Genomic DNA, 26,395 nt, shown 5'->3' on the forward strand with positions numbered 1-26,395 from the left:
GTAGATTGTTCACTCATTTGGAAAGACACAAACAGACCCGCTATCCTTCATAGTGGGTCTGTTTTCCTTATCTCAGGCACAGCCGGTTTTACATGAGTGCATCCAGAAACCGGGTTGCGATCCCGAAGTAAATAAACAGCGACAATATATCGTTCAGCGTAGTGATCAAGGGTCCGGAGGCAACGGCGGGATCAACCTTGAAGCGACTTAACAACAGGGGGATACATGTACCTGTCAGTGTACCGATCACGAGTGTGAAGAAGAGGGACACGCCAATAATGGTGCCGAGCAGCCAGTCCCCCTGCCAGAAGTAGGCGATAACTGTAATCATGACTCCGCATACAAGTCCAATCAGGGTACCTACCTTGATTTCCCGGCCAATCAACGCCAGTACGGTGGATTTGTCGAGCTTGCGACCAATGAGACCGCGAACAACGACAGCCAGAGACTGTGTTCCCGTATTCCCGGTCATACCGGCGATCATGGGCATGAAAAATGCGAGTGCAACCACCTGATTCAGCGTATCCTCGAAGAAGTCCACAATGCTGCCTGAGATGAGTCCGATGAATAGTAACAGGATGAGCCAGGGGAGCCTGCGTTTGACCGCCACGAGCGGTTTGGTATCAAAATCAATATCCTTGCCGCCACCACCCATCTTGGCAAGGTCTTCACTGGCTTCATGCATGATGATATCAATGACATCATCCATCTGAATGACGCCACAGAGTCTGTGATTCTCATCAACGACGGGTAAGGCGATAAATTCATAACGCTGCAGCAGCTGCGCAGCTTCTTCCTGGTCCATGTCCACGGTCGCATAAATGACGCGCTTGGTCATCAGCTCCTCTACCCGGGTCTTGTCACCCGCCTGAAGCAGGGACCGGTGACTGACCACTCCAACGAGTTTGCCTTCATCATCCGTAACGTACAGATAGCTCGTAGCCGGTATAGGCGGAGTGCCATGGAATTCCCTTATCGCTTCCTTCGCCGTCTCATGCGCCAGAAGCGTACGATAACGGTCGGTCATAATCCGGCCGGCCGTCTCCGGCGGATAGTTCAGCACGGAGCGGATAATGGCAGAATGGTCGAGATGCATGTTCGACAACAGCTGTTCCCTGCGTTTGGCAGGCAAATCATGCAGGAACCGGATCAGATTACCCTTTTCCATCTGCTGCATGACCTCAAGCGTACGTTCCGGCCCTAGCTGTTCGAACAGCTTAATCTGTTCATGAAGCTTGAGCGATTCGGCCATATCGGCGAGAACATCTGGCTTGAACAGCAGCAGCAACCGCTTCGTTTCCTGTTCGGGAAACTTTTTGTAGATGAGAGTAAGATCGTAAGGATGAAGCTCTTTTATCGCTTTATAAAATGCGGGGAGGTCTTGGGTTTGTACATATTGAACCAACAGCTCGGTGATTTCTTCGATTGAATTGTTATTAGGCAATTGAGGTCCGTTCTTGTTCATATCAAGACTCCTTTCTAGAGGCGGGGCTCCGTATTTTTAAACGCTATGTAAGCGAGGTAAACAGCAAATTGGAGGATTGAAGCATGGACTGCGCTATTGAAATCTTGCTCAACCATTCGGAACGGGCTTACAAATAGGCGCTGCGGAGATATACTGGTTGTACAAGTAACTGATGAGGAGGACTTGCACGAGTGGAAAAAGAGATCAGAACACAGCTGCTCAGTCTGGCCGAACCGGAGTACCAAAAATTCTCGGCTGCATTGATTCCCAATATTACAAATCTGATGGGTGTTCGATTGCCTGCGATACGAAAGATGGCGAAAAAGCTCGCTGCAGGGGACTGGCGTGCGTACCTGGAGACGGCTGACGATGACTATTTCGAAGAAGTGATGCTGCAGGCCATGGTTATTGGTCATGTCCAGGCGGATCTGGATGAATGGCTGGAGCATGTCGCAGCTTTTGTTCCCAAGATTGATAACTGGTCGATATGTGACAGCTTCTGCGCCGGATTGAAATATACGAGGGTACATGCAGAATCCGTGTGGAATTTCTTACAGCCTTATCTGAAGTCGGATCAGGAGTACGAGATACGTTTTGGCGTGGTCATGCTGTTGAACTTTTATCTCGATGAGACATACATTGATCGGGTTCTGGTCTCACTGGATCAGATTAAACATGAAGCGTACTACGTCAAAATGGCGGTAGCGTGGGCAATATCGATGGCCTATGTGAAGCAGCCAGAAGTGACGATGCCATATTTGAAGAACAATACGCTCGAAGATTTTACCTACAATAAAGCTCTGCAGAAAATAACGGAGTCTTATCGCGTGGATCCGGAGACCAAGCAGATAATTCGCAGCATGAAGCGGAAGACCAAGAGATCTGTTCGTGTTTAGCAGCGGAGCCTTCTTTATATAGAAAGAAACGAAATGAAATACTCAATAGGGAGGAGCGTGGACACATGCGAAAAAAGATCATATGGTCTGCCTTGGAGCTGGACGGAAGTCCGTGGGTGCTGATCGCTACGGAACTTGGGATCTGCCGTATTGTCATGCCGAATGAAACGTTGGAGGACTGGAGCAGCTGGATAACCCGGATTGCCCCGGGAGCAGAGCTGGTACAAGATGAACAAGCCATAAAGGGGACAGGCATGGTGGACTGGCTGCAAGCTTACTTTGCAGGGGAGCAGATTCATTATACGGACGAGATTCCACTTGATCTGATTGGCACAAGATTCCAGCAGCAGGTGTGGAAAGAGCTGGGGCGTGTCCCTTATGGTGAAGTTCGCACATACGGCGAGATTGCGGCTGCAATCGGCAGACCTACGGCGGTTCGTGCAGTTGGGGCGGCGAACGGGGCGAATCCCATTCCCCTTCTGTTACCATGTCACCGCATTATCGGTGCCAACCGTAAACTGACCGGATTCCGCGGAGGCTTGGAGTTGAAGCGCAGACTGCTAGACTTAGAGCGGATTGAAGGCGTGACTAATGGCGGGCATGAGCGTTTTCATTTTTGAAGAGCGGTGGTTTAGGAGGGTGGATAGGGTGCAGGCACTTAGTTGTGCCTGTTTTTGCGTTCTCTGATTATCGTTCCGAGCGTCTGTGGAATAACTAGAACAAGTAGGAGGATCACCGTGTACGAACCCCAATGCACTTCTGAAAGGGACGTCCCGGTTACTGTATAGTACAGCAGCATGAAAAGCGTAATTGCGATTGCGCTTACAAGGATATGAAGCCATTTGTTCATGTTAAGGGCACACCTTTCCGCTAGTCAGATCCAAACGATCATCGTATGGAACACCAACGTTTTACATATTTTTGCCTCGTTCACCCCTATGGTACCATAGAGCACAGATGATCGATACCATGCACGGCACACTTCGTGGAAAGAGGGATGACATGTTAAATCAGGCATATTGGTTGACTAACGTAACGTTGGAGCAAGGTTATGTTATGGAAGAGGGCCAGGTAACGGGAACACAGACGAAGAAGGCCCATCTCCGGGTGGAGAACGGAACCATTATTGAGATTAAGGATGAGGGAACGGAACTTCAGATGGATCTGCCTCAATATGATGGGAAAGGGCAGCTGCTGCTGCCGTCGTTCGAAGAAGCACATATTCACCTGGATAAAACGTACTACGATGGACCTTGGAAAGCTGTAAGGCGCATATCCAGCATTTTCGAACGGATTGAAGAAGAGAAGGCGCTGCTGCCCAAGCTGCTGCCTGATGCGAAACGTCAAGCGGAGAGTATCCTGCACCTGATTCAGAGCTATGGGTCCACTCATGTACGCAGCCATTGCAACATTGAGCCCGTCAGCGGGTTGAAACGGCTTGAGGCCACCAGACAAGCACTGGAAACTTTCTCAGGCAAACTCTCCTCGGAGATTGTGGCATTTCCGCAGCATGGGCTGCTTCGCTCCAATTCGGTGAAGTTAATGGGCCAAGCCATGCAAGAAGGCGCTACGATCGTAGGTGGACTTGATCCGCATACGGTGGACGAGCATATCGAGAAATCGCTGCATGCCATGGTAGAGCTGGCTGTGCAGCATCAGGCGGGGATCGATATCCATCTGCATGATCGCAACGAGCCGGGCAAGCAAACGCTGCAGCGACTCGCTGATCTGACGGAAGAGGCAGGACTTCAAGGGAGGGTTACGGTGAGTCATGCATTTTGGTTCGCTCAAGCGGAGCCGCAGGAGGCAGAGGATATGGCGAAGCGCATGGCCTCTCTCGGCATGAGCGTGACTTCAACTGTGCCCATCGGCAAAATGGTTATGCCTCTTCCGATGCTGCATCGCGTGGGGGTCAACGTGAAGCTGGCCACAGACAGCCTGACCGATCATTGGTCACCTTTTGGCAGCGGGGATCAACTGGAGAAAGCAGGGCGCTTCGCCGAATTATATGGATACAATGATGAACGTTCGTTGTCCCAATCTCTTGGATTCATCACGGGTGGAGTTACACCGCTGGATTCGGAAGGGAAACAAGTCTGGCCTAAAGTAGGCGATGAGGCGAGCTTTGTACTGGTTCAGGCGAGCTGCTCGGCGGAAGCCGTTGCCCGTAAATCTGCCCGGCAGGCGGTTTGGTACAAGGGGCAAATGGTGAGTGGAACTGTATAAGGGAAATGCAGAAATCATGTGAAGCCACGGGAAACCGTGGTTTTTTTGTGATGTTAAAAGAAGATACACCTCTAACGAGAGAGGAATAATTTATTCGCATATACCATGATTTGGGTTATGATGGATTTAGTTTTCCAGATGTATATGTGTTGGATAAATTGTAGGACAGGTCCGTGCAAGTATTTATATGGATTATGGTAAAACGATGATAAATGATTAAGGGGAGGCCCTCATGTCAGTAGAGAACGTCACGCTAAGGTTGATAACGAAAGAAAATGAAGTGGAATGCATTACCCTTAAACCCCGGGAAGAGCAAATGAACCTGGTCGCTACGAATTCGGACTCGCTCATTCATGCAATCAAGGAGACCACTTCCAAGCCATACGGAATCTATGCAGAGGATCAGATGGTGGGTTTCATTCTATTTGACAATGAAATCTATAGTGACGGGTATTACTGGATTTTGCGATTTATGATTGATGAGAGATACCAAGGAAGAGGCTATGCCAAACAAGCGATAAGAGAAGTGATCAACAAACTAAAAAGCAGAGCTGATTGCCAACAGATCAGGGTGTCTCATGTACCGCATAACGTTGTGGCTAACACGCTATATAAAGCTTCTGGATTCCTGGACACAGGCGAAGTTGAAGACAATGGAGACACTATATTGAGTTATCAGCTGAATTAATTATTTTTAGAACATAAGGAGCGTGGGCGTGATGATCAGGGAAGCAGAACCAGGAGATGCGCAGGCTATTGAACGTTTGTACAAAGAATTGTTGCCAAACAACTTGAATACAAAAGTGTTGGGAGAACGGATTGAGGAGATCCAGAATAATCCCAACAGTTTCTTGCTCGTGTGTGAAATGGATCAAAAGGTTATTGGTACAGCACACTTACATATTTGTCTGGATGCCCTGGTGGAGAATAGACCGTTTGGAGTAGTCGAACGAGTCATTGTTACGGAGCATGTCCAGAGCAAGGGATACGGTTCAGCACTAATGAAGTATATCGAAAATATATGTATACAGAGAAATTGTGTGAAAATGTTTCTAACCAGTGGAGCATCCCGAAGCGAGGCACATCATTTTTATGAAAAACTAGGGTACGATGGAGAGTCCAGCAAAGCATTCAAGAAATACCTGTAGACGAACGTACCAAGTGAACAAACAAATCTAATCGAATGGAATGAGGTTATAGAGCGATGAATAGCCCGAAGCAAGATGTTGAATTACAAATCGTATATGAAGAGCATGAGGATGACTACAAAGCTATTTGTGATCGTTTATATAACTACAATGTAAGAGAAACGAAAGGCTTATTAAAGAAGCCAGGAGAAAGCATCAAGCTATTTCTGAGGGATATGGAAGGCCGGGCTGTAGGTGGAATCTTCTGTGCTACATACTGTGAGACGTTATATATTGATAACTTTTGGATCGACGAGGAATATAGAAATCATGGGAGTGGGAAGTCTCTCCTCTCGCAAGCGGAAAGCATAGCCTCAAGTATGGGGTGCAAACTTGCTCACACCAGTACGTTCTCCTACCAGGCTCCAGAGTTCTATCAGAAGATGGGCTATGAAGTGTTTGGAGTCATTGATGAATATCCAGAGGGCATCGTTCAGTATTTTCTGAAGAAAAGGCTGTAGACTTTTTGGAAATGTAATAACTATTCCGAATGGAAAAGCGTTATTAATAATATGAGAAATTTTGAAATGGTAGAAGAGTAGAAAAGGCACAACCTGTATGACTTTAGATCAAATGGTTAAAAGCAAGGAAGGAGTGAAGCAGCTTGAAAAATGCAACTATAATTTTGGCGTTATTGGGTATTTTGCTCAGTGGCGGTTACTCGAAGTCTTCTGTCTATACTGGATTAATGGCTAATGACATTTATGATATAGAGGTTTCCAAGCTGGAGTTTCTAAATGAATACAAGGGCTCAGCTGACAACTGGGCAGCAAACCTTATATCTCTCCAAAAGATAGGGGAAGACAATCATAAAAGACAATTGGTTTTCAAATATATTGGAGATGATACGAAGCCGGTTGGAGAAATAAAATACAGTTACGATACCACTGCTGGATCGGGAAGGGGAACGACACCTGCTAATAAGAATGCAGAGGACGTATATTTTGTTGGCTACATAATAAGTAATGGAGCAATCCCTCTAGCCGATTCAAGTGTGAGTTTTCGCATAGAATGGAACGGTCAAACTGAAGAGTTCGATCTTAAAGTAAGGTGAACAAAATCACTTATAGGGAGTGATATAATCATGGCTAAAACTACGGATGAAATGATTGAGGAATTCAAGTCGTTTACTTCATATGTGAAAGAGTTGGAGAGTCTATCTGAGCAGGATTGGAATACGCCAATAGCTGAAGGCAAATGGACTTTGAAGGACGTTATCGCGCATATGATGCTGTGGGATCAATATTTCTATGAAGGTGCTATCTATAAAATCAAACAGGGCGAACCATTGACCGTAAGGCATCTGAACTTTGATGAATTTAATGCAAATGCGATGGAATACTCAAAGACCAGATCGAAGAATACGATTGTTGAAGAATTTGTAGACAAGCGAATGAACATTATCCATGATATTACGGGATTGAACGAAGAGGAATATACACGAGAATATAAAGATGGAGACAAGAAGAAATTCAGTATTAAAAAGTATGTAAGGGCATTCATATCGCATGATAAACATCATAAAAAACAGATCGAAGCCTTTAAGAAGACACTACACATAGCTAAGTAAAGGTGAGGTGGTAAACACGATATGTATTATGAATTAATTCAAGCATCCAAGGAACATAAGGGTATCATACAAAACCTCATGCAATTCTATAGTTATGATTTCTCTGAATTTATTCATTGTGATGTTGAAGATGATGGTCTATTTAAGCCATATCCCTATTTGGAAGACTATTGGATCGAAGTGGATCATCGATTTCCATATGTCATCAAACAAGAGCATAACTATATAGGTTTTGTATTAGTGAGATGCATAGAATCAGAAGAGCGAAAGTACTGCTCCATTGCGGAGTTTTTCATTATGAAGAAATACAGGAAAGAAGGCATAGGCACGGCTGTAGCTAAACAACTATTTGATATGCATAAGGGGCGCTGGGAAGTACACCAGCTTGAAAGCAATGTGCCCGCACAGCGCTTTTGGAATAAGGTTATAAACGAGTACACACAAGGAAACTTCTCAGATCGAGTTGAGGACGGGAGAAGGATACAAGAATTTATAATGAGTTAAATAGTTGAATGATAAAGACTTTTAAAAGACAAGGACGAGAAAAATTAAGATGGTTTATAAGAGAATCCATATTATAGGTTCCACAGGTAGTGGGAAAACCTATTTGGCCAGAGAACTGTCCAGCCGACTAAATATTCCATATTATGAATTGGACAAAGTGATGTGGAGCAGCTCCGTTGAATTTGCCGGAAAGAATCCACCTGAACTCCGGGATAGACTGCTTGAAGATATTATAAGTGAGGATGCGTGGATTATTGAGGGGATATATTACAAATGGGTAATGAGGATGTTTTGAAGAGGCAGATATTATCATCTTTTTGACCCCGAAACCAATGGTAAGAGCCATAAGAATTGTGCTGAGATTCATTAAGCAAAGAATTGGATTAGAAAAAGCAAACTACAAACAAACATTTACAGGTTTGGTCGACATGCTGAAATGGAATTACAAATTCGATAGTGAAAATATGAATAAGATTTATGAACTACTTGAACACCATAAGCGAAAATTAATTATAGTGAATAGTAATAATAAAGTGCTCTCTATGAAGATATTCAAGGGGGAATGACGAGTGCAGGTAGCTGAATGGTCTGAAAACATGGAAACGTATAATTTATCCAGCGAATATTCTATTCGTAAGGCTGACCCGGAAGAGTGGGGAATATATTGCTCGGTTTATTACAATATGCGCTTTGTTGGTTTTTTTCGAGAAGAGCGGTTCAGTGCTAACCGAAATAATGCGTATTGGATCTACCAGGGAGAATCGAAAATGGGTGGGGTACGGATGGCACCTAATAATATATATCATTTATTTTTTATTCCACCGTTCAATCAATCATTTGAGGTACTGAAGCTTCTGAAAAAGATCCTTGTCAGCTGGTCTGATCGAACCCAAGCCATTAAAGCTTTTGAAATTCTTCCGGATCAGGTTCATTTATTTGCCAAAGCTGGATTTTGGCCAGTGGAGTTCAGATGCCGCTGGATGCAGCGTCCCACGGAACGATTTGACGTGACTTGGGACGACGATCTGATCATCAAGAGTCCTCAAATTACCGAAGATGCAACAGGCACCAAGCGATTTACAAATGAAAATGAAATAGCTCAATGCGACTTCGCAAGCTTTGTAGGAGGTTTTGAGGCGGTAAGAAGAAATAAGTCTTCGCTGGAACAGTTCATACCTGATGAAGATCCCGCTCTAACCAATGAGACCCTTACGGAAGCTTCTACACTTGTGTATGACAAAAATACGGGGAAGCTTGTCGCCAATTGCCGGCTTTGTTTACAGGACACGGAGGCAGCAGTCTATAGTATTGGTGTTATTCCATCGCATAGAGGGAGAGGTATTGCTACATATATGCTGCAGAGAGCTTTGACAATCCTGAAAGGAAAATATCCAATCCTTCGGTTGTATGTCATGGAAGGAAACGATGCAGAATCCGTATATTATAACCTCGGGTTTATTCCTGGAGTACAAGAAGTACAACAGATGATTATTCCTGCAGAATGAAATTAAAGTGAAAGGTCTTGAGAAAAGGAGCATGCTTTGAAAAAGTTCAGAGAGATCGGATATGGAAACCGTTGGTTCATCCGAACGGAATTCGAACACGAAGACGGTACGGAAAGCGAGGTCAAGGGATTTACTAAACCCTTCAGTCTTAGGTCAGTGTACGTTAGAGTATGGATCGGAAAAAAGGTAATGATCATCGATACAAAAGAGGGAATTAAATTTATGAATAAAAAGGTGAAGAAGGTAAAAATCATTCTTGGTTTCTTTGGATATTGATTCGGGGAGTCAAGATAAGACTCCTGGAACCATAGAAACTAGAAGTGAAAGAGAGCTAAATAAGGAGGTCAGCCATGTCAACCAATACATTTCATGCGATTTTTATTGATCGTGATGGAACGATAGGTGGTACAGATGAAGTTATTTATCCAGGTGAATTTGAGCTGTTCCCGTTTACGCTAGATTCTTTAGAGAAACTTAAAAGTCATGGGATTCCCATCTACGGATTTACGAACCAACCGGGTGTTTCAAGAGGAGAGGCAGCTGTGGAAGAATTTGAGAAGGAAATGACGGACTTTGGTTTTGACGTGGTGTATATCTGCCCGCATCAACATGATGATGAGTGCGCCTGCAGGAAGCCCAAACCGGAAATGTTGTTGAGAGCGGCAAGAGAGAATCGCTTGGACCTGAGCAAATGTGTAGTCATTGGAGATCGGTGGTCCGACATGTTAGCTGCACATTACACTGGCTGCAAGAAGATATTGGTGAGAACAGGGGCAGGTAATGAAGCTCTAGGTAAATATAGGGATAAGTGGGCTGTGACCGAGCCGGATTATATTGCTGATCATTTCGGGGATGCTGTGAACTTTATCATAAGCCAAGTAGTCTCTACCTAGACATTTTTTTAATAGAGAGGGGAATCAATGAAGACCAAAAATATCATTATTGTTGTCTCCATAGTATTTAACATCGCCTTGATCACGTATGTATTTTGGAGGGAAAGTCACCTGAGAGAAATCTATTCGGGTTTATCCTTTGGACTTCAAGGCGATTTAGTGCAATTGGAGAGTACAATTAATTATCAAATGAATAATAAGTGGAACGACGAAAATACGGTTCTTGAGAAAATTGAGGATGTTACAGAAGGTATTCACCAACTAATGGTTACAGGTAAAGATGCTGGAATGATTACGAAATCGCAAGAAAATGACTTGTGGACATTGTATAGGTATTTTGCTAACTTTCCCACATTCACAGGTTTTCCAAATACCAAGTTGGACAATGACGGGATTAACGAACTAATCCAATTAGGAGATGATCTAAGGTCAGCAGGTTGGGGGACAAATTTAGGATATAGTAGTGACTGGGAGAGTTTTTCAATGAAAATAAAAGACTTAACGAATTAATTATCTGCTGCACTCATTAACAGTTATATTAACGATAATTCACTGTGGAGGGATTCCATGCTTTATCTCATTATAGTCGTGGTTATTGGTTTTGCGGGCATAATTAGTAATCAATACGCAGGGTTGAGGAGAATGGAATCACTGCAAAAATCATTGGATGAACTGAATCAACAGCTGCGAGGAGCTGGACAGATCCAATCTGCTAATCAGGTTGAAAAGGAGTGAATCATGATGTACAAGCAAAAAACAAAAGAGACAGACAATAGTGTTATTGAGTTTATTGAGAGCGTGGATCATCCAAAGAAACGTGAGGATGCTTACACGTTGCTGGATATTTTTGCTGAGACAACGGGCTATGAAGCCAAAATGTGGGGACCGAGCATTATTGGATTTGGTTCGTATCACTATAAATATGATTCCGGGCACGAAGGTGATGCCCCACTGGTGGGTTTCTCACCCCGAAAAGCGAAAATCAGCTTATATTTTGCAACTGGAGATACAGAACGAGAATTACTGTTAGAGGACCTAGGAAAACATACGACAGGAAAAGCATGCGTGTATATTAATAAAGTCGCCGACATTCATGTGGATATTTTGAAAGCTCTGATAAACCAGTCGGTTAAGTTCTTACAAGAGACCTATCCGAATCCGTAGTTATATTTCATGTACCATATGTGCTATGAACAAGGCAAGGAGGAATAAATAATATGCTGCATGACCTGCAAGGCCAACCCAATATGACATCGGTGGTGGGAATGTTATATTCAGCGGTGAGAGAGAATAGCCAGCGACTTCAAACCATTACAGAAGGAATGTCCCAGGAGGAAGTAGACTACAAGGGACCCGATCATAACCTCAACAGTACGGCTCAGTTAATAAAACATATCCTATACGTTGATCTAAACTGGGTTTACAGAATCAAGGGAATACCGCTATCCGATCCATTGAGAGAACAATACGGCCCGATGATCGATGAAAACCACAACCTTCCGATGGTGAGTGGAGTGTCAAGGGACACGCTTATCTCTCAATATGAGGGAGTAATAACTGAGCTGAAAGAGACATGTGCGCAATTAACAGATGCTGATTTGGACCGTGTTGTTACTTTTGGACATGACCATGAAAAACAAGCCACACTGCGCTGGGGAATATGGCATATGGCCGACCATAATCGTTACCATCAAGCTCATATTAATCAACTAAGAAAGTGGTTTAAGGAGAAGGGGATTTAAATGCACGAATGAACAATAAACACACGATAATGAGTAACAAAAGCGTAATAGGACTTGTTATTTATGATATAGCCAATACATATCGAAACGAGGTTGAGGTTCTACATGGAAGATCAATGGAGAATTGCAACGTATGACCCAGCATGGAGGGCGATGTTTTTAGAGACGGGACTCCGATTAAGAGAGGCATTAGGAGAAAAGGCTCTTCGCATCGACCATGTCGGATCAACTTCTATCACCGATTTAGACGCCAAACCCATTATTGACATTCAAATTTCGGTGATGCATCTTGATAACTTACCGGACTTCCAGTTTGATATGGAAAGGGCCGGCTTTGTGTTTAGGGAGGATAATCCGGATCAGAGCAAAAGATATTTCCGCGAAGCACCTGGGAATAGACGAACTCATGTACACGTTAGGCAAGCAGGGAGTTTTTCGGAGCAGATGACATTGCTGTTTAGGGATTATTTACGAGAACATCCACTGGATTGCCTGAAGTATGCGGAGGAAAAGCACAGGCTCATGAGTTTATACAAGGAACAACGTTCGAAGTATGTGGAGGGCAAAGGGCCTGTAGTGTGGGAGATCTTGCAGAAAGCCCATCTGTGGTCTCAGGAAGTAGGCTGGAAACCGGCGGATTCGGACGTATAAGTACCTTGGATTAATTGTGGATACTCATATTGGAGTGGTGAAATGAACCTGGGTAGAAAGCTGTTAACTTCACTTTTAACCATAATCATGTTTAGTTTAGCTGCAAGCTTGGTATCCATGAGTGAAACTTATGATTTTGGTTTTTATATTGCTGTGTACCCTATATATGCAGCTCCGTTGATCTTTTTGATAGGGTTACCTTTGTCAATATTAGTAGACTTCTTGGTGAACAAGATCAGAATTACTAATCATGTACTCTACCTAATCATAAAATTAATGAGTTACGCGTGCGCTGGGTTCGTCGGCATGTACATATTTTGTCTGATCATGGGCGCTGGGATCGATGTTTTAATGTATAAGGAAACCATCATTCTAACCTTATTTGGTGTATTTGCAGCGATGATCTTTGTGCTGGTCGATCTTGGTTTGGAGGCTCTTTTCAAGGCTCGTAAAAAGCAGCTATAGTCAACATGTTATTAGGGGTTATTCCATTTTATAAAAGGGTGATGTATGTGATATCTTACCGACGGTTGGAACCACAGGATCCGGAATTGGTTAAGCAATTAATGGAGGAATATGCGCTGCAGTTTCCCGCTTTTATCATTAACCTCTATCCAGAACGTTGGGCGAGCTATTTAAATCATTCCAGTAATTCGGCATACTGGGTTGCGGTTGAGAAGAACAGGATTGTAGGACATGCCGGGTTTATGTATAACAACGATGAAAAATTGTACGAAATCGTAGGTGTCGTTGTATCGCCCAGGCATCTGAGAAAGGGAATCGGGAAAACTCTTTTGGACCATGTATGTGAAGCGATTCAAGAAAAAGGAGTAACTGAAGTTATGCTGCACACCCTCGGCCATCCGGGTAATGAAGATACACTAGTATTTTATAAATCGATTGGTTACTCGGTATCGAAATTGGAGAAGGATTATTTCCAAACCGGATATTCGCGTGTTACGTTTAGGAAGAGTTTGAATTAATGGGAATTATGTAATAGATCAGAAGGTTTGGGGAGAGTTCTTTGATAACAAGTTGGAAGGAACGTATATCGAAGAAAATTCAGTCCTAGATGAGATGGGGGAGATAGATTGAACATTAATTATAGAATACTAAACCTCTCCGCTTGGCTTGCCATGTTAGCTGTCATGCTTATGCCTGGAACAGCTTACACGGAAGGTCCACCGAGAACGGAGTACGGTTTCCCCTTTCGATTTTACACGGAATATCACCATCACAGTCCCCCTGACACAATTTGGTTTCTTTCAGGTGTCAACATCCAAGTCCTTTCCTATTTGTTTAATGTCTTACTTATTTATGCCGCAATTCATGTCTTCCACTATATAAAAAAGAGATTGATCCGTTCCGAAAAGTAACAAACCTCAATTATGCGGTTCTGGTTTTTCCATATCGTGGGTTATGATAGAAGATAGAAAGAGATATCGTCAAGAAAATTGCTTAACAGGAAGGGGGAGTGGAGAAGAGAAATGTTAGAAATAAATGCGATAGATTATGAAGATAAACATGTATTACATAACCTGATGCAACTATATCGATATGATTCAAGTGAGTTCGATGGACATGAGTTGAATATTCATGGTCTATATTTATACAAGTATATTGATCATCAATGGACGGACACATACAGACGACCCCTAATGATGAAAGTGAATGGGGAGATAGCAGGCTTCGCGGAAGGAATGTATAGGGAGATAATCCTGAATGAGGAACGATGGACTGGACCGATCCAGGTATTTGGAGGTGAGCCTAACAATACATTGAAGAGCAATTCTATATAACTTCTATAATCCAAGATGATGATAAAGTAATTGGAGTGATTAATATGCAGCAGCTTCCAGAAAAATGGAAGTCAGAACGACTCATTATCTCGGATGTGGAAGAATGCGAGATCCCCGAGATCCAGTCCATTTGTGAAACAAGCCGTTACTTACAACAATGGGACGGACGGGAGTATGAACCGGATTATGTGAAGAAAATGTGTTAAAGAAGGCAATCTTCCACCGGGAGGAAAGTTGGAGAATTACCGGATTCAATCGATCCGTACAGTCGAAGAGAATCGAAAAATCGGTCTGCTGAGTATGTACCATGGTTACCCATCTGAGGATTCCATTTATCTTGAATTTTTATATATCCAAAGTGATATTCAAAAGCAAGGATATGGACAGGAAATGATTCCAGCACTGAGCCTTCACCTTTCCTCACTCGGGTACAGGGAAATCAGAATCAACGTGGCGCTCAAAAACTGGCCTGCATTACGATTCTGGATCAAATCCGGATTCAACCAGATTAGCGGGATATACGGGGATCTTGAACATTCGGATATCACGTTTGCCAATACGGAATTAATCAAAACACTTTAGAAAGACAACCAGAAAAGGAGGAATGGAAATGGAAACTTTTTTTCGTTATAACTGGATGGTGCGTGAACAGTGGTATGCGTGGTGTGAGGATCTACCGCTTGAAGAATTGCTGCGGCCTCGTACAGGCGGGGTAGGGAGCATCTTGAAGACGTTTTTCCATATCATTGATGTAGAGTGGAGCTGGCTTCAGATTCTGCAAGGCAAGCCGGATGGAGCGGAAGATTTTGAACACTACAAGAGCCTTGAAGCTGTGCGACAATTCGATCGCAAGCTGCGTCCCGATGTAGAGGCATTTGTTTTGGCGTGGGACACGAGCATGGAAAAGAAAGCTCATATCGATCATCTACCGAATGGCAAAGTTGTCATTGATTCATGGGGAGAAGTGATGCGCCACGTCATCGCTCATGAAATACACCATATGGGACAATTGTCGGTATGGGCGAGAGAATTGGGCAAGGAACCGGTGTCCGCCAATGTAATCGGTAAAGGCCTTATTATACCTGACTGACCGGATGGGTGGAGCCCATGATTATTAGAAAAAATGGCGAGAGCAACTTATTCCGAGGGAGATAAGGCCATGTGCAGAAGAGGAGGAAGTGATGACCATCGAACTTAGCTGTATGAATTGGATCCACTTGGATGATCGTCTAAGACTTGTGGTGAAAGGGGGCTATGAGGTCATTCCTTTGTCACCTGGACTGGAAGCAGATGTGATGAAAATCGTACTTGATGATCAGTCATATGTTCTGAAGATATGGAACAAGGATTCGAAACCGAATGTCGGCAACCAATATAAGCTGTTATCCAAACTACTCCATATTGGTATCCGTGTCTCCACACCTTATGGCTGGGGCAGGGATGAGGAGCATAATCAGGTGCTGTTAACGAGCTATGATGGCGTGCCTATGACCGAATTAACATCTTCCAAGCTGGCACATTTGGCTCAAAATTTAATGGAGGTCCATCGTTATCCGCTGAATGAAACAGGTACAGAAGAAGATGGAGCGTACATATCCAGGTATGATTTTGTTGGTTATTTCTTTCCTTCCATAGAGCTCTATGAAGACATAAGCACTCATCTGTCGCACCTTCTTCAGCGCGTCCAGCTCAGGCAGGACTGCTTGATCCATGGCGATTATAATCTGGGTAACATTCTTGAAATGGAGGACGTCTATACCATTATCGACTGGACGAATGGACAGTTGGGCGACCCAAGGTACGATGTTGCATGGTCTGTTTTTCTTATTACGATCTACAATGGCGAGAGTTATGGAGAGACATATTGTGCTGAATTCAGACGTACATCAAGTTACTCGCTGGAGGATGAAGGTTTTTTTGAAGCAATGGCTTGTCTACGCTGGATTCTGTTAAGCCGCGTCGCCGATGTACCCATGGGACCAAACGTAATGCAGCGGGTGTGTGCAATTGTTCGTAATAATCCGTATTTGAAGGAGAGTCTATTGCAATCATGACGGAGTGCCCGAAGAAGTTGATAGAATGTGAGAATAGCCTGTCCTAAACAATCGTTTCCTGCATACCTATGGTATAGAGGAGCGTGATAGGTCATGGAACAGAAGGTGCAAACCTATTTTCAACTGAAGCAGCAGCAAAAAGAGATTGAGCAGCAATTATCTGTACTTCGAGATGAGATTGTCGCATATTGTGCCGAACAAGGTGTATATGAGACACAGGTTGGCGGTTATACGGTGAAAACGGTGCTTCAGCAGCGCAAGGAATATGATGATCAGAAGCTGTATGCCGCACTGCCTGATCCGGATATTTGGCGACTGTTGTCCAAGGTAGATAGTCATAAGCTGAAAAGCCTGATTAAGCTGAACGTGCTGTCGGAAGAGCAAATCAGTCCTGCGTGTACCGTAAAACAGGTTACACTGCTGCAGGTGGACAAGCTATAGCTGTAGCCCCCTTTAGTCCAACAGAATTTATCTGAAGAATGTACGAGCTGTTCAATATACATCAAACAAAAAAAGCAGGCATGCATTTACCTTGAGAGGCGTTCTGACCGTCTCTCTGAGTGTAAATGACATGCCTGATCTTTATTTATGCTGCAAATCCCGTGTGATCTTGCGCCCTGTCGGGGTCTGGGCGAGGCCGCCGCCTGCCGTTTCGCGTAATGATTCAGGCATGGCCGATCCAACCTCAAGCATGACCTGTACCACCTCATCTGAAGGAATAACACTGCGGACCCCAGCCAGCGCCATATCGGCGGCTCCGAGAGCAGTAATGGCACCAAAACCGTTCCGTACGATGCACGGAATCTCGACAAGCCCGGCTACCGGATCGCAGATCAGACCAAGGGTATTCTTCAGCGCAAGCCCAACGGCGTGAATGGCCTGGGAAGGAGACCCGCCCCGGATATCCACCAGCGCTCCAGCTGCCATCCCGATGGCTGACCCTACTTCGGCCTGACACCCGCCTTCCGCACCAGAGATGAACGAATTGTTGGCAATGACATAACCGATTGCCCCGGAGGCAAACAGGCCGTAGACCATCTGTTCATCGGTCCAGCCGAATCGCTCCTGGCTGCTGATAAATACCCCGGGAATAATGCCGCAGGAACCCGCCGTTGGTGTAGCAATAATTCGGCCCATCGAGGCATTGACCTCGGATACCGCAAGTGCGTAACTCATGGACAGACTGGCATGGTCCCCGAGCATGGATTGTCCATCTGCGCGAAAAGCCATCAATTTACGGGCGTCTCCTCCAGTTAATCCGCTTTTGGAAGTGGTATCGGTGTGAAGACCTTGATGCACCGCACTTTTCATAATCTCATAATACTCTTGCATCTGGCCGAACACGGTTCCCGTGTCCTCGCCTGACTCATGACATTGCTCTTCCAGCATGAGCTGGCCGAGGGAAAGATTGCGGGTCTCCGCCAGTTCGGCAAGTTGTTTTAGCGTTCGAAAGTTCATTGGCGTAGGCTCCTTTATCTATTAAGTGGAAATCAATTCCAATATGCAAATTAAAGATGGAGCAGCGTGACTTCCTGGACTTCCGGAATCACTTCAATCTGCCGCACCACGGCGGGGTCGATCCGGCCATCACATTCGAGCACCATCATGGCTTCACCCCGCCGGTTCTTGCGATCCACGGACATGTGTCCAATATTGATGTGATTATCCACAAGCAGGCGGGTGACGACAGCAATGACACCTGGTTCATCGCTATGACGAATGATGAGTGTAGGATAGAGAGCCGTCAGCTTCAAGTTGTAGCCGTTAATCCGGACAATTTCGATATTCCCTCCGCCTATTGACGTACCGATCATGTTTAATGTCCGAGTTCCCGCTGCGTTGGTCAGTACAATCTCTGTCGTGTTCGGATGCGGATACAGACCTGTTCCCGGACGGATGACAGTTTGCATGCCAGCCATGTCTGCATGGGCAAAAGCCTCGGGTAAACCGGGATCATCCGTGTCCATATCCAGCAGACCGCCAACGATGGCGGTGTCGGTACCATGTCCTTTGTACGTTGCGGCAAAAGAGCCAAACATGATGATTTCCGCATGGGAAGGGCATTCGCCGAACAGTTGTCGAGCCGTGCGTCCAATCCGTGCTGCTCCAGCAGTGTGGGAGCTTGACGGTCCAACCATGGCTGGACCGATAATGGAAAATACGTCTTTGAACCTCACAGTCTCATTCTCCCCGTTTGGGAGGCTGCACATCTGCGGGAACGAGGCAGTCGTACACTTCCCCGCCGAGTCTGTCCAGCAACTCCTGTTGTGCTTCCTTGACGATCTCTGGATGCAAAATGGATTCAATGGCCGTAGCTGCCATCGCTTTGGCAGCGAGCAGCATGCCCTTGTGAGCAAAACTGCTCTTGCCCTGGGCAACGGTTTGCCAAGCATGAAGCGGCGTGCCAAAGGCCATCGTGGTGGTAATACACTGCGCGGTTGGCACATTCCAGCTGACATCCGCTACATCGGTTGATCCACCCATGAAGGTCTCCTTCTCATCCGAATAAGGAGCAATAAAGTTCGGCAGCGGTCGCTCAGCCAGAAGAGGGGCGAGCTCAGGACCAACTAACGCGCCAGCTTCCTGCTGATTTTGGAGCGGCAGCGTCTCATAGATGGCTTTGGCATAATCGTATTCGTCCTCTGCATATTCGGGTGCACCGAAAGCCACTAGATGCTGATGCATCACTTTCTCAAGCGTGCTGTTCGGAATCAGGTTGGCGCATGCGCCTTCATATTTAAAATCCATCGTGGTTTCCGTCATCAGGGCAGCCCCTTCTGCGACCTTCACCAGACGTTCAAACAGACTCCGTACCTGAGCGCTCTTCGGTGCTCGAACGAGATAAGTGACCTCGGCTTCCGCCTGCACGACATTGGGTGCCAAACCGCCCGAGTTGGTAATGGCGTAGTGAATTCGGGCCTGATCAATCATGTGCTCCCGCATATAATTTGAACCGATGTTCATCAGCTCAACGGCATCGAGAGCACTTCGGCCCAGGTGGGGAGCGGCTGCAGCATGAGCACTGATGCCTTTAAAAGTAAACGTGCCGTGAATGACCGCATTAGAGCTTCCATGCATAACGGCATTCATGGAGTGAGGGTGCCAGGAGAGTGCAGCATCCACGTCTTTGAAGTAGCCCTCGCGAGCAAGATACGTTTTTCCATATCCGCTTTCCTCGGCCGGGCATCCATAGAAACGCACCGTTCCTTGGGTTTCCGGATGCTCCTGAAGATAGTCTTTGACTGCGACTGCCGCAGCCACAGCGCCTATGCCGAGCAGGTTATGTCCGCATCCATGACCGTTACCACGCGGCTGAACGGGCTGGTATGTGCTGATTCCGGCTTCCTGGCTGAGATCAGCCAGTGCGTCATATTCGCCCAGTAAGGCAATAACAGGCAGCCCCGTACCATAAGAGGCGATGAATCCGGTCTCCAGTCCGGCAACACCTCTCTCGATCGTGAAGCCTTCCGATTCCAGCAATTCTATCAGCAGCTCTGCAGATTGAAATTCATCGAACCTTGTCTCTGCAAATTCCCAGATTCGGTCACTAGCTTGGGTGAACAACTCGCGTTTTCCTTCAATGGCATCGGATATATATTGGGTTAGATCAATCGTTGTTGTCATGGGATACACCTCTTTACATGTATTTTATGGTGAGCACGAAATGGCTTGTTTGTTATGCGTGATTTTTTTATCGAGAAAAAGGGTACTAAGCTGCGTCTTTAAACGGCCGTCGCCTGCACTTCAGAACCACTGTCTTGTTTCGAACGACGCGAGAAGAATAACGAAAGGGAGCAGATGAGGGCGAAGGCGATCAACATGATGAAGGCCGTTGCATAAGATCCCCCTGAAGCCTCTACCAGAAATCCGATCAGCATCGGTGTCAGGAAACCGGCGAGCTGTGCACCTGTGTTAATGAATCCATTGGCCGTTGCGACAATAGATTCGGGCATGGTTTTTAGTGATTTTGAAATGATCAGCGTGGAAATAAATCCAGCCATGGCCGTTACGATTGTCATGTACGTAATAAATGTAGCAATGCTTCCCGAGGAGCCCATGAGGTACAGGAAGAAGGCAACAAGTACACCGAATACGGAAGCGATAATCCGATCTTTGCCAGCCGGGATACGGTCAAGCACATAGCCACTGAGGAGCATGGTGAAAATGCTGACGACAGCCGGGATGGCTGAGAGCAGTCCCATTTGCGTCATATCCAATCCCCGGACATTGACCATGTAGGTTGGCATCCAGGATTGAAGGCCCCAGTTCACGGCATAAATGCTGAAATAGCTAATAAACAAATTCCAGATCAGCGGTGTTTTCAAGACGTCTTTAAGCGATGTTTTGGGTTGTTGTCCCGAGGCAGAGGCAGCGAGTGAAGGTTTAGCCGGTTCTTTGAGTAAAAAGAACATGAGGGCAGTGATGAGGATACCCACCACACCTATGATATAGAACAGGTTACGCCAGCCAATGGTCACAAGGGCATGTCCAGTCAGAATAGGAGTGACAACCCCCATAATTGCAGCGGACGCCAGCATGATCGACATGGCACCACTTCGCTGATTGACCGGGAAGTTGGTGGCGATAGCTTTGGAACCGGAAGGGAAGAAGCTGCCTTCGCCAATACCAAACAGGAAACGAACGAAGATAAGAGAGAGTAAAGACCAGGCGGAACCGGTCAGAATGGTGAATATGGACCAGGAGAACAAGGAAACAAGAATGACCTTACGGTAGCCGAAACGGTCGGCGAGTGCTCCGCCTGGGATTTGCATAATGGCATACCCGAGGAAAAAGCTGCTGAGGATGATTCCTTGTGCGGAAGCGCCCAGACCCAGGTCCTGAGTTATTCCCACAATGGCATAGTTGATGACGAAGCGATCCAGGTTGCCTAGGCACCAGCCGAGAAACAAGAGAGCGAGAACAATGTACTTGAAGTGTTTGCTTTGCATGATTTTGGACATTGTGTTACCTTCTTTCTCATCGATTGTTAACTTGATTTCTGTGTTGATATAAAGTTACAGGATGAGGGGGTACCAACACAATGTATATATATGTATAATAAATTGTAGTTTTATGTGAAAACCTACATTGACTTGGGGGCGGCTCTGTTGAATGGAATCTTACATGAAATCCTGAGAGAACGGTTGGGGAAATGCGATTATGAGGTTTGGATCAGCAGTAATTGGGAAGATTGGGTGCTGAATGAAGCCATTGGCAAAAAGGAAAGTATACCACCTCGTTTTGATGAAAGTCTCCCTCTTCAACACCCCAAAGTAGAGCACGAATCAGATGATGTTGTGTTAGTTTTTCTACCATATAGTAACAATGTATGTGTGGCAATTCGTGTCTTTATGAACTGGCACTTTTCTGCGGAAGATTTAGTTACGTTATCCTCATTACTCTACCCGTATTATACGGAGGCTGTGGCCAGCAAGCATGAACGTGCCTTGAACGAAATCATGAACAGTATCCGTGATGTGACTCAGTTGTTAGATCTGAATGAGCTGTTGGGCCGGATTTTGGTGAGTGCGCTATCGGTCATTCCTTATGAATGTATCGGGGTGTTATGGAGATACGATCCTTCAATTGATGCACTGAAGGTTAAGGCGAGAGCTGGAGAAATGGGCGAGGACATGATGAAAATGAAGCTGAAGCCGGGTGAAGGCATTATTGGCAATACATTCAAGCGAGGCACACCCAAGCTTTACAACAGTTTCTCCACAGTGGAAGATGACTTTGGCAACATGACCCCTGACAACAAGGATCATTTGAATTCGGCATACGACTTTCAGAATATCGGGTCAATCATTTCGGTGCCGATCAAGGTGGGAGGCAAGCCGGATTGCGTGTTAATCGTTTATCAAAAAGGTAGGGTCCCCATATTCACGGAATCGGATGTAAGACTGCTGCAGAGCTTTGCCGACCAGGTTTCCATTGCCATCACGAATGCCCAGCTCTATGAGGATCTGAGCAAACGGAACGAGACGCTCATTAAACGAGATGAGATTCACTCATCCTTAATGCGGCTGTCCCTCCAAAATAAAGGTGCGGTATCCATCGTTAACGAATTGACACGTATCATTGGCGTGCCAATCGTATTTATCGATTTTATTGATAATGAATGGATTCCCAAACGGAGCAGCGTCCTGAATGATTGGGATATGGAGAAACTGCGGAATCTGTACGAATCCTTGCATCATCCTGATTATCTGACATGTATCAAGGGGGAAGAAAGCCAGGTATTTCAATATTTGTACCCGATTGCTTCGGCTAATCAATGTCTCGGTTATCTGATCATGCAGATGAATACTCCGCTGGAACCATTGCAGTTAATTGCGCTGGAGCAGGGGAGCTCCATTCTGGCTCTTGAATTAATGCGCAAGCAGTCTCTGGCTGAATTTTACTTCAAGAAAACACAGCAATTCTTCAATGAACTGAGACTTAGTCAGGACTCGGAGGATTACTGGCAGAAGTCGGGGGAGATCGGGGTCGGTCCTTCAACAACCATCGTAGTCGGCCATTTGGAGTTTGCAGATCGGGTGAACCCATCCACATATAGTCCATTATCCGTTCAGCTCATTGCTTATCTGAGAGAGAAAATGCCAAGCGGAACGCTGCCAGTTGCGTTTGGGGATGAGAGGCGAATGACCTTGCTGCTGATCGTGACTGATGCGTTTAAACCCGGTAAGCTGGAGCAGCAGTTCAGCTCCCTGGTGAAGGATTGGGAGAATCGAAATCAGGTGAAATTATTCGGAGGCTTAAGTTCAATCCGATCAGGCTTAGATGCGATTAATACGGGATTCCAGGAAGCCGATAAGGCACTGGCGTATCAGAAGACAAGGGGAGAAAGGGGCACCATTCGCTATACGGATATTGGTGTCAACCGTTTGTTCATCCGGCAATCTGCGGAGGATCTGAATGCGTTTATGGCAGAGATCTTTGAGCCGCTAAGACCTGCCAAAGGGCAGACCGGCGGACTGGAGGAAACGCTAATGACATATATGGCTTCCGGGGGATCTGCTGCCCAGACGGCAGCCACCCTTCATATTCATATCAATACTCTGTATCAGCGGATTCGCAAAATTGAAGAGATTTTGGGCATGTCCTTGAGTAACCAGGAGCACCTGCTTCATCTGCAGCTGGCCTGTTATTTGCGGCAGACATACCGCTCATCTTGATTGAATATCTGGATTTATTTGGTAAAATGTGATAGCGTTAAAAATAGAATTAGGCGTTTTTCAAATAAAGTCCCGAAATGAGGGTGAGAAGATGAATCACATCCGCAATTACCTGATTGCTTTTATGGGCAATGTCACATTCACCTATTTTATTTTTGCTGAGGGCACCCTTAACAAGCCGTTGATGTTCGCCACACTGATGCTGCTTCTGATGATGGGGATGGATATTATAAAAAGCAGAACCGCACATTCACTGAATTAAATACCATGGCAACCGACTCTCTGGCTGAGGGTCGTTTTTTGTGTGCACAGGTGAAGTATAATGACTAGAAAGGAAACCATTAGAATCTTGGCCATGCCAGTCGTTTGGGAGGTGCATATCACGTTGCTTCAAAAGAACTTCACACAATGGGCCGAACTGAAGGCAGGCCCGCTGCGAACGCTTCATATTACTACAGAACCGGTGAACCGTAGCCATGTGAAAGAACAGTATATTCCCGACCCCTCGACCGGGTTTGTTCATGAATCAGGGTGTGCCATGGGCCAAGTGACTGTCTGGGAGTCCGGACAAATGGAATACGAGGTAATAAACATCGAAACGGAAGAATTGATCTTGTGGAAGTATATAGAGCAGATTCAGGAAGAGACTCCTGATTTTGATAAGCTTTTGCAAGGTTATTTCCAAGTGTTACAGACGGGTGTTAATGCTTAACGTATACAGCGTGAGACTGTCCAGAAGTGTTGGTTGCCGACTTCCATTTACATCATGTCCATTGTTCATTACACTTGAGGATAGTCATACGAATCCCCATTACAGATGATCAGGAGGAAACCATTCATGCATCAATCCGAACATATTCAAGAAGCTAGAGATTACATATTAAACCGAATTAACACCAAGCCTGTTGTAGGCATGATCCTCGGTTCAGGGCTGGGAGCACTTGCGGACGAGATCGAGAATGCTACAGTTATTCCCTATACGGATATTCCATACTTTGCACAATCTGAAGCTGTTGGTCACGCTAACGAGCTGGTCGTTGGCGAACTAATGGGCAAAACCGTCGTCGCGATGAAAGGACGTCTTCATTATTATGAAGGGTTCACGCTGGATGAAGTGACGTTTCCGGTTCGTATCATGAAGGCGCTGGGTGTTGAGCAATTGATCATTACAAATGCCTGCGGAGCGATCAACACAAGCTTCCAGCCAGGTCAGCTGATGCTCATTACGGATCACATTAACCTGGTAGGCAACAATCCATTGATGGGACCCAATAACGCCGAACTCGGTGTCCGTTTCCCTGACGTGTCCCAGGTATATAGCCGTGAGTTGCGCAGTATTGCGCTTAAGGTTGCGGAAGAGCAGAAGGTCAGCCTGCAGCAAGGGGTGTATGCGTGGTGGAGTGGCCCTGCGTATGAGACACCAGCCGAGATCCGCATGATTCGGACGATGGGCGCGGATGCTGTAGGTATGTCTACGGTTCCTGAAGCGATCGTAGCCATCCATGGCGGCATGAAGGTGCTGGGCATTTCCTGTCTGACCAACATGGCCTGCGGCATTCTGGATCAGCCGCTCAGTCATGATGAAGTCATCGAAGTGGCTGCAAAAGTGAAGACGACCTTTATCGGGCTTGTCAAAGGCATCCTGCAAGAGATGTAGGGAAGAAAGCCCTAACCCTTTTCATAGTAACCATTGAAAAAGCATTGTTCATGACGGATGATATCCGGTGGACTATGCTTTTTTGATCATAATCATGTGCAAAAATATTCCTAAACGGGCAGAAACGACCTATAATAAGAGAGATTCAAACTGGTAGAATAATCAAGATCGGCTGATCAAAGGAGACTGACAGCAATGGAAGAGTTGGGTTCAACGGAATACGTCATTTTTGAACGGATTAATGCGAACTGGTTAAGGGGATTTGAAGGCGTTGGAGGGAAGCTGTTCCTTACCAATGAACGATTGGTCTTTATCCCACATGGCCTGAATATTCAGACCGAATGGCTTCAACTTGAGATCTGGGGCATGACCAAGATTGAGAAACGAAAGACATGGGGAATCATTCCTAATGGTATTTCCATTACGATGGAGGATGGACTTGTCTTCAAATTTGTCGTTTGGAACCGTTCGAAGATTATTCGCGAGATTATACGTGCCAAGAAAATGGATAATGAATTGATGTAGAAATGTGTAAGTGGTAATACATATACGAAGAAACAGGGATTTGGAGTAATGAATACGGAGGTTGTATTAATGAACCAACTAGAGATGCATCAAGCTGTGCAGGAAGATGTGGAGCGGCTTGCTGATTTGCGTGCCCTGGTTCTGTATGATGATCTGACCAGATTGGGAAGGTATGACGAGGTGAAGGTTCGGGAACGTTTCCGGAACACATTCGATCCGATCTATACATGGATTATTCAGCTGGAGGGTTCACCTGTAGGTTGTGTGTCACTGAAGCCTACGGCTGAGGGTGCTCTGCTGGAGCACTTTTATATTCATCCCGATGTGCAGGGCAGGAGGATTGGAACCGAAGTGTTGCAAAAGCTACTGGAAAAGGACGAAGCCAGAGGTAAACGTGTCATATTGAATGTGCTGCAGGGAAGCCGGGCGAAGCATTTATATGAACGTTTCGGGTTTGTTGTAGATCGTGAAGATGAGGTAGATGTGTTTATGTCCGTACAGCTAACAGAAAATTGATCGTTAAATGGCATTAAGAGAGGCCCA

The 26,395-nt window shown here is 45.6% G+C and carries 37 protein-coding genes; 31 read left to right on the top strand and 6 right to left on the bottom strand.

Features of this window, described 5'->3' with window-relative positions; all coding sequences use genetic code 11:
• Positions 1-88 precede the first annotated feature (88 nt).
• The gene (mgtE, locus tag ABIC22_RS16390) at positions 89-1,465 is read right to left on the bottom strand and encodes a magnesium transporter (RefSeq protein WP_354482216.1); all 1,377 of its coding nucleotides are present in this window, start codon (positions 1,463-1,465) and stop codon (positions 89-91) included.
• Positions 1,466-1,656: 191 nt separating this feature from the next.
• Here mgtE and ABIC22_RS16395 point away from each other — a divergent pair, with 191 nt between their 5' ends.
• Both ABIC22_RS16395 and ABIC22_RS16400 read left to right on the top strand, forming a co-directional pair.
• The gene (locus ABIC22_RS16395; RefSeq protein ID WP_354482219.1) at positions 1,657-2,361 is read left to right on the top strand and encodes a DNA alkylation repair protein; all 705 of its coding nucleotides are present in this window, start codon (positions 1,657-1,659) and stop codon (positions 2,359-2,361) included.
• 65 nt (positions 2,362-2,426) lie between these two features.
• A complete protein-coding gene (locus ABIC22_RS16400; RefSeq protein WP_354482222.1) occupies positions 2,427-2,981 on the top strand; it encodes a methylated-DNA--[protein]-cysteine S-methyltransferase in 555 nt (184 codons plus the stop codon).
• Between the two features lie 38 nt (positions 2,982-3,019).
• Here ABIC22_RS16400 and ABIC22_RS16405 read toward each other — a convergent pair whose 3' ends face one another.
• On the bottom strand, positions 3,020-3,211 hold the full coding sequence (locus ABIC22_RS16405; RefSeq protein ID WP_127538707.1) for a hypothetical protein: 192 nt from the start codon (positions 3,209-3,211) through the stop codon (positions 3,020-3,022).
• A gap of 152 nt (positions 3,212-3,363) precedes the next feature.
• On the opposite strand from ABIC22_RS16405, the gene ABIC22_RS16410 reads away from it, so the two are divergent.
• The 23 genes from ABIC22_RS16410 (at position 3,364) to ABIC22_RS16520 (ending at position 16,933) form a co-directional block, all read left to right on the top strand.
• Complete coding sequence (locus ABIC22_RS16410; protein WP_354482226.1) at positions 3,364-4,587, top strand: amidohydrolase family protein; 1,224 nt, start codon at positions 3,364-3,366, stop codon at positions 4,585-4,587.
• 232 nt (positions 4,588-4,819) lie between these two features.
• Entirely contained in the window at positions 4,820-5,275 is a 456-nt protein-coding gene (locus tag ABIC22_RS16415) for a GNAT family N-acetyltransferase (RefSeq protein WP_354482228.1), read from the top strand.
• Between the two features lie 31 nt (positions 5,276-5,306).
• Positions 5,307-5,735 (top strand): GNAT family N-acetyltransferase, encoded by a 429-nt coding sequence (locus ABIC22_RS16420; protein ID WP_354482230.1) that lies wholly within the window; start codon positions 5,307-5,309, stop codon positions 5,733-5,735.
• A 56-nt stretch (positions 5,736-5,791) separates the two neighbouring features.
• Entirely contained in the window at positions 5,792-6,235 is a 444-nt protein-coding gene (locus ABIC22_RS16425; RefSeq protein WP_354482232.1) for a GNAT family N-acetyltransferase, read from the top strand.
• 143 nt (positions 6,236-6,378) lie between these two features.
• Positions 6,379-6,828: a hypothetical protein gene (locus ABIC22_RS16430; protein WP_354482235.1), complete on the top strand. Its 450-nt coding sequence runs from the start codon at positions 6,379-6,381 to the stop codon at positions 6,826-6,828.
• A gap of 30 nt (positions 6,829-6,858) precedes the next feature.
• Entirely contained in the window at positions 6,859-7,344 is a 486-nt protein-coding gene (locus tag ABIC22_RS16435) for a DinB family protein (RefSeq protein ID WP_354482238.1), read from the top strand.
• Between the two features lie 21 nt (positions 7,345-7,365).
• On the top strand, positions 7,366-7,848 hold the full coding sequence (locus tag ABIC22_RS16440; protein ID WP_354482240.1) for a GNAT family N-acetyltransferase: 483 nt from the start codon (positions 7,366-7,368) through the stop codon (positions 7,846-7,848).
• Positions 7,849-7,897: 49 nt separating this feature from the next.
• The gene (locus ABIC22_RS16445) at positions 7,898-8,143 is read left to right on the top strand and encodes a P-loop NTPase family protein (protein ID WP_354482242.1); all 246 of its coding nucleotides are present in this window, start codon (positions 7,898-7,900) and stop codon (positions 8,141-8,143) included.
• 274 nt (positions 8,144-8,417) lie between these two features.
• Positions 8,418-9,353, top strand: coding sequence for a GNAT family N-acetyltransferase (locus tag ABIC22_RS16450; protein WP_354482244.1), 936 nt, complete (start codon positions 8,418-8,420; stop codon positions 9,351-9,353).
• Between the two features lie 36 nt (positions 9,354-9,389).
• A complete protein-coding gene (locus tag ABIC22_RS16455; RefSeq protein WP_154896132.1) occupies positions 9,390-9,629 on the top strand; it encodes a DUF3977 family protein in 240 nt (79 codons plus the stop codon).
• A gap of 74 nt (positions 9,630-9,703) precedes the next feature.
• Positions 9,704-10,246, top strand: coding sequence for an HAD-IIIA family hydrolase (locus ABIC22_RS16460; RefSeq protein WP_354482248.1), 543 nt, complete (start codon positions 9,704-9,706; stop codon positions 10,244-10,246).
• A gap of 27 nt (positions 10,247-10,273) precedes the next feature.
• Positions 10,274-10,756: a hypothetical protein gene (locus ABIC22_RS16465; RefSeq protein WP_127538718.1), complete on the top strand. Its 483-nt coding sequence runs from the start codon at positions 10,274-10,276 to the stop codon at positions 10,754-10,756.
• Between the two features lie 57 nt (positions 10,757-10,813).
• Complete coding sequence (locus ABIC22_RS16470) at positions 10,814-10,981, top strand: hypothetical protein (protein ID WP_186812102.1); 168 nt, start codon at positions 10,814-10,816, stop codon at positions 10,979-10,981.
• A 6-nt stretch (positions 10,982-10,987) separates the two neighbouring features.
• Positions 10,988-11,410 (top strand): DUF1801 domain-containing protein, encoded by a 423-nt coding sequence (locus tag ABIC22_RS16475; protein ID WP_354486001.1) that lies wholly within the window; start codon positions 10,988-10,990, stop codon positions 11,408-11,410.
• 53 nt (positions 11,411-11,463) lie between these two features.
• Complete coding sequence (locus tag ABIC22_RS16480) at positions 11,464-11,988, top strand: DinB family protein (protein WP_354482250.1); 525 nt, start codon at positions 11,464-11,466, stop codon at positions 11,986-11,988.
• A gap of 105 nt (positions 11,989-12,093) precedes the next feature.
• Positions 12,094-12,639: a GrpB family protein gene (locus ABIC22_RS16485; protein WP_354482252.1), complete on the top strand. Its 546-nt coding sequence runs from the start codon at positions 12,094-12,096 to the stop codon at positions 12,637-12,639.
• A gap of 42 nt (positions 12,640-12,681) precedes the next feature.
• The gene (locus ABIC22_RS16490; RefSeq protein WP_354482254.1) at positions 12,682-13,104 is read left to right on the top strand and encodes a hypothetical protein; all 423 of its coding nucleotides are present in this window, start codon (positions 12,682-12,684) and stop codon (positions 13,102-13,104) included.
• Positions 13,105-13,151: 47 nt separating this feature from the next.
• Complete coding sequence (locus ABIC22_RS16495) at positions 13,152-13,622, top strand: GNAT family N-acetyltransferase (protein ID WP_354482257.1); 471 nt, start codon at positions 13,152-13,154, stop codon at positions 13,620-13,622.
• Between the two features lie 860 nt (positions 13,623-14,482).
• On the top strand, positions 14,483-14,644 hold the full coding sequence (locus tag ABIC22_RS16500; protein ID WP_354482259.1) for a hypothetical protein: 162 nt from the start codon (positions 14,483-14,485) through the stop codon (positions 14,642-14,644).
• A gap of 28 nt (positions 14,645-14,672) precedes the next feature.
• Positions 14,673-15,020 (top strand): GNAT family N-acetyltransferase, encoded by a 348-nt coding sequence (locus ABIC22_RS16505; protein ID WP_354482262.1) that lies wholly within the window; start codon positions 14,673-14,675, stop codon positions 15,018-15,020.
• A gap of 28 nt (positions 15,021-15,048) precedes the next feature.
• Positions 15,049-15,528: a DinB family protein gene (locus ABIC22_RS16510; protein WP_354482264.1), complete on the top strand. Its 480-nt coding sequence runs from the start codon at positions 15,049-15,051 to the stop codon at positions 15,526-15,528.
• Between the two features lie 91 nt (positions 15,529-15,619).
• Positions 15,620-16,492, top strand: a complete 873-nt coding sequence (locus ABIC22_RS16515) for an aminoglycoside phosphotransferase family protein (RefSeq protein WP_354482267.1) — start codon at positions 15,620-15,622, stop codon at positions 16,490-16,492.
• A gap of 93 nt (positions 16,493-16,585) precedes the next feature.
• Positions 16,586-16,933 (top strand): hypothetical protein, encoded by a 348-nt coding sequence (locus ABIC22_RS16520; RefSeq protein ID WP_154896144.1) that lies wholly within the window; start codon positions 16,586-16,588, stop codon positions 16,931-16,933.
• Positions 16,934-17,074: 141 nt separating this feature from the next.
• Here the strand turns inward: ABIC22_RS16520 and sdaAA are convergent, their stop codons facing one another.
• The 4 genes from sdaAA to ABIC22_RS16540 all read right to left on the bottom strand — a co-directional run bounded on the left by sdaAA (position 17,075) and on the right by ABIC22_RS16540 (position 21,453).
• Positions 17,075-17,950, bottom strand: a complete 876-nt coding sequence (gene sdaAA / locus ABIC22_RS16525) for an L-serine ammonia-lyase, iron-sulfur-dependent, subunit alpha (RefSeq protein WP_095359693.1) — start codon at positions 17,948-17,950, stop codon at positions 17,075-17,077.
• Between the two features lie 50 nt (positions 17,951-18,000).
• Positions 18,001-18,669: an L-serine ammonia-lyase, iron-sulfur-dependent subunit beta gene (sdaAB, locus tag ABIC22_RS16530; RefSeq protein ID WP_127538725.1), complete on the bottom strand. Its 669-nt coding sequence runs from the start codon at positions 18,667-18,669 to the stop codon at positions 18,001-18,003.
• A gap of 4 nt (positions 18,670-18,673) precedes the next feature.
• A complete protein-coding gene (locus tag ABIC22_RS16535) occupies positions 18,674-20,104 on the bottom strand; it encodes a M20 family metallopeptidase (protein WP_483312593.1) in 1,431 nt (476 codons plus the stop codon).
• Between the two features lie 110 nt (positions 20,105-20,214).
• On the bottom strand, positions 20,215-21,453 hold the full coding sequence (locus ABIC22_RS16540; protein WP_354482274.1) for an MFS transporter: 1,239 nt from the start codon (positions 21,451-21,453) through the stop codon (positions 20,215-20,217).
• A gap of 147 nt (positions 21,454-21,600) precedes the next feature.
• Here ABIC22_RS16540 and ABIC22_RS16545 point away from each other — a divergent pair, with 147 nt between their 5' ends.
• The 6 genes from ABIC22_RS16545 (at position 21,601) to ABIC22_RS16570 (ending at position 26,368) form a co-directional block, all read left to right on the top strand.
• The gene (locus tag ABIC22_RS16545; RefSeq protein WP_354482276.1) at positions 21,601-23,670 is read left to right on the top strand and encodes a helix-turn-helix domain-containing protein; all 2,070 of its coding nucleotides are present in this window, start codon (positions 21,601-21,603) and stop codon (positions 23,668-23,670) included.
• A 91-nt stretch (positions 23,671-23,761) separates the two neighbouring features.
• Positions 23,762-23,932, top strand: a complete 171-nt coding sequence (locus tag ABIC22_RS16550; RefSeq protein WP_164764272.1) for a hypothetical protein — start codon at positions 23,762-23,764, stop codon at positions 23,930-23,932.
• Between the two features lie 60 nt (positions 23,933-23,992).
• Positions 23,993-24,382, top strand: coding sequence for an immunity protein TriTu family protein (locus ABIC22_RS16555; protein WP_127538727.1), 390 nt, complete (start codon positions 23,993-23,995; stop codon positions 24,380-24,382).
• 126 nt (positions 24,383-24,508) lie between these two features.
• The gene (locus tag ABIC22_RS16560; protein WP_354482280.1) at positions 24,509-25,327 is read left to right on the top strand and encodes a purine-nucleoside phosphorylase; all 819 of its coding nucleotides are present in this window, start codon (positions 24,509-24,511) and stop codon (positions 25,325-25,327) included.
• Positions 25,328-25,522: 195 nt separating this feature from the next.
• Positions 25,523-25,852, top strand: a complete 330-nt coding sequence (locus tag ABIC22_RS16565) for a GRAM domain-containing protein (protein WP_127538729.1) — start codon at positions 25,523-25,525, stop codon at positions 25,850-25,852.
• A gap of 69 nt (positions 25,853-25,921) precedes the next feature.
• Positions 25,922-26,368 (top strand): GNAT family N-acetyltransferase, encoded by a 447-nt coding sequence (locus ABIC22_RS16570; protein WP_354482284.1) that lies wholly within the window; start codon positions 25,922-25,924, stop codon positions 26,366-26,368.
• Positions 26,369-26,395 lie beyond the last annotated feature (27 nt).

It is taken from the genome of Paenibacillus sp. PvP094 (assembly GCF_040546835.1).
In the GTDB taxonomy this organism is placed as follows: Bacteria; Bacillota; Bacilli; order Paenibacillales; family Paenibacillaceae; genus Paenibacillus; species Paenibacillus illinoisensis.

Excerpts from the sequence above, each read along its gene's own strand:
- mgtE (WP_354482216.1), bottom strand. The coding sequence starts at position 1,465 with ATGAACAAGAACGGACCTCAATTGCCTAATAACAATTCAATCGAAGAA.
- ABIC22_RS16400 (WP_354482222.1), top strand. The coding sequence starts at position 2,427 with ATGCGAAAAAAGATCATATGGTCTGCCTTGGAGCTGGACGGAAGTCCG.
- ABIC22_RS16405 (WP_127538707.1), bottom strand. The coding sequence starts at position 3,211 with ATGAACAAATGGCTTCATATCCTTGTAAGCGCAATCGCAATTACGCTT.
- ABIC22_RS16410 (WP_354482226.1), top strand. The coding sequence starts at position 3,364 with ATGTTAAATCAGGCATATTGGTTGACTAACGTAACGTTGGAGCAAGGT.
- ABIC22_RS16415 (WP_354482228.1), top strand. The coding sequence starts at position 4,820 with ATGTCAGTAGAGAACGTCACGCTAAGGTTGATAACGAAAGAAAATGAA.
- ABIC22_RS16420 (WP_354482230.1), top strand. The coding sequence starts at position 5,307 with ATGATCAGGGAAGCAGAACCAGGAGATGCGCAGGCTATTGAACGTTTG.
- ABIC22_RS16425 (WP_354482232.1), top strand. The coding sequence starts at position 5,792 with ATGAATAGCCCGAAGCAAGATGTTGAATTACAAATCGTATATGAAGAG.
- ABIC22_RS16435 (WP_354482238.1), top strand. The coding sequence starts at position 6,859 with ATGGCTAAAACTACGGATGAAATGATTGAGGAATTCAAGTCGTTTACT.
- ABIC22_RS16440 (WP_354482240.1), top strand. The coding sequence starts at position 7,366 with ATGTATTATGAATTAATTCAAGCATCCAAGGAACATAAGGGTATCATA.
- ABIC22_RS16445 (WP_354482242.1), top strand. The coding sequence starts at position 7,898 with ATGGTTTATAAGAGAATCCATATTATAGGTTCCACAGGTAGTGGGAAA.
- ABIC22_RS16460 (WP_354482248.1), top strand. The coding sequence starts at position 9,704 with ATGTCAACCAATACATTTCATGCGATTTTTATTGATCGTGATGGAACG.
- ABIC22_RS16465 (WP_127538718.1), top strand. The coding sequence starts at position 10,274 with ATGAAGACCAAAAATATCATTATTGTTGTCTCCATAGTATTTAACATC.
- ABIC22_RS16470 (WP_186812102.1), top strand. The coding sequence starts at position 10,814 with ATGCTTTATCTCATTATAGTCGTGGTTATTGGTTTTGCGGGCATAATT.
- ABIC22_RS16475 (WP_354486001.1), top strand. The coding sequence starts at position 10,988 with ATGTACAAGCAAAAAACAAAAGAGACAGACAATAGTGTTATTGAGTTT.
- ABIC22_RS16480 (WP_354482250.1), top strand. The coding sequence starts at position 11,464 with ATGCTGCATGACCTGCAAGGCCAACCCAATATGACATCGGTGGTGGGA.
- ABIC22_RS16485 (WP_354482252.1), top strand. The coding sequence starts at position 12,094 with ATGGAAGATCAATGGAGAATTGCAACGTATGACCCAGCATGGAGGGCG.
- ABIC22_RS16490 (WP_354482254.1), top strand. The coding sequence starts at position 12,682 with ATGAACCTGGGTAGAAAGCTGTTAACTTCACTTTTAACCATAATCATG.
- ABIC22_RS16500 (WP_354482259.1), top strand. The coding sequence starts at position 14,483 with ATGCAGCAGCTTCCAGAAAAATGGAAGTCAGAACGACTCATTATCTCG.
- ABIC22_RS16510 (WP_354482264.1), top strand. The coding sequence starts at position 15,049 with ATGGAAACTTTTTTTCGTTATAACTGGATGGTGCGTGAACAGTGGTAT.
- ABIC22_RS16515 (WP_354482267.1), top strand. The coding sequence starts at position 15,620 with ATGACCATCGAACTTAGCTGTATGAATTGGATCCACTTGGATGATCGT.
- ABIC22_RS16520 (WP_154896144.1), top strand. The coding sequence starts at position 16,586 with ATGGAACAGAAGGTGCAAACCTATTTTCAACTGAAGCAGCAGCAAAAA.
- sdaAA (WP_095359693.1), bottom strand. The coding sequence starts at position 17,950 with ATGAACTTTCGAACGCTAAAACAACTTGCCGAACTGGCGGAGACCCGC.
- ABIC22_RS16540 (WP_354482274.1), bottom strand. The coding sequence starts at position 21,453 with ATGTCCAAAATCATGCAAAGCAAACACTTCAAGTACATTGTTCTCGCT.
- ABIC22_RS16550 (WP_164764272.1), top strand. The coding sequence starts at position 23,762 with ATGAATCACATCCGCAATTACCTGATTGCTTTTATGGGCAATGTCACA.
- ABIC22_RS16555 (WP_127538727.1), top strand. The coding sequence starts at position 23,993 with ATGACTAGAAAGGAAACCATTAGAATCTTGGCCATGCCAGTCGTTTGG.
- ABIC22_RS16560 (WP_354482280.1), top strand. The coding sequence starts at position 24,509 with ATGCATCAATCCGAACATATTCAAGAAGCTAGAGATTACATATTAAAC.
- ABIC22_RS16565 (WP_127538729.1), top strand. The coding sequence starts at position 25,523 with ATGGAAGAGTTGGGTTCAACGGAATACGTCATTTTTGAACGGATTAAT.
- ABIC22_RS16570 (WP_354482284.1), top strand. The coding sequence starts at position 25,922 with ATGAACCAACTAGAGATGCATCAAGCTGTGCAGGAAGATGTGGAGCGG.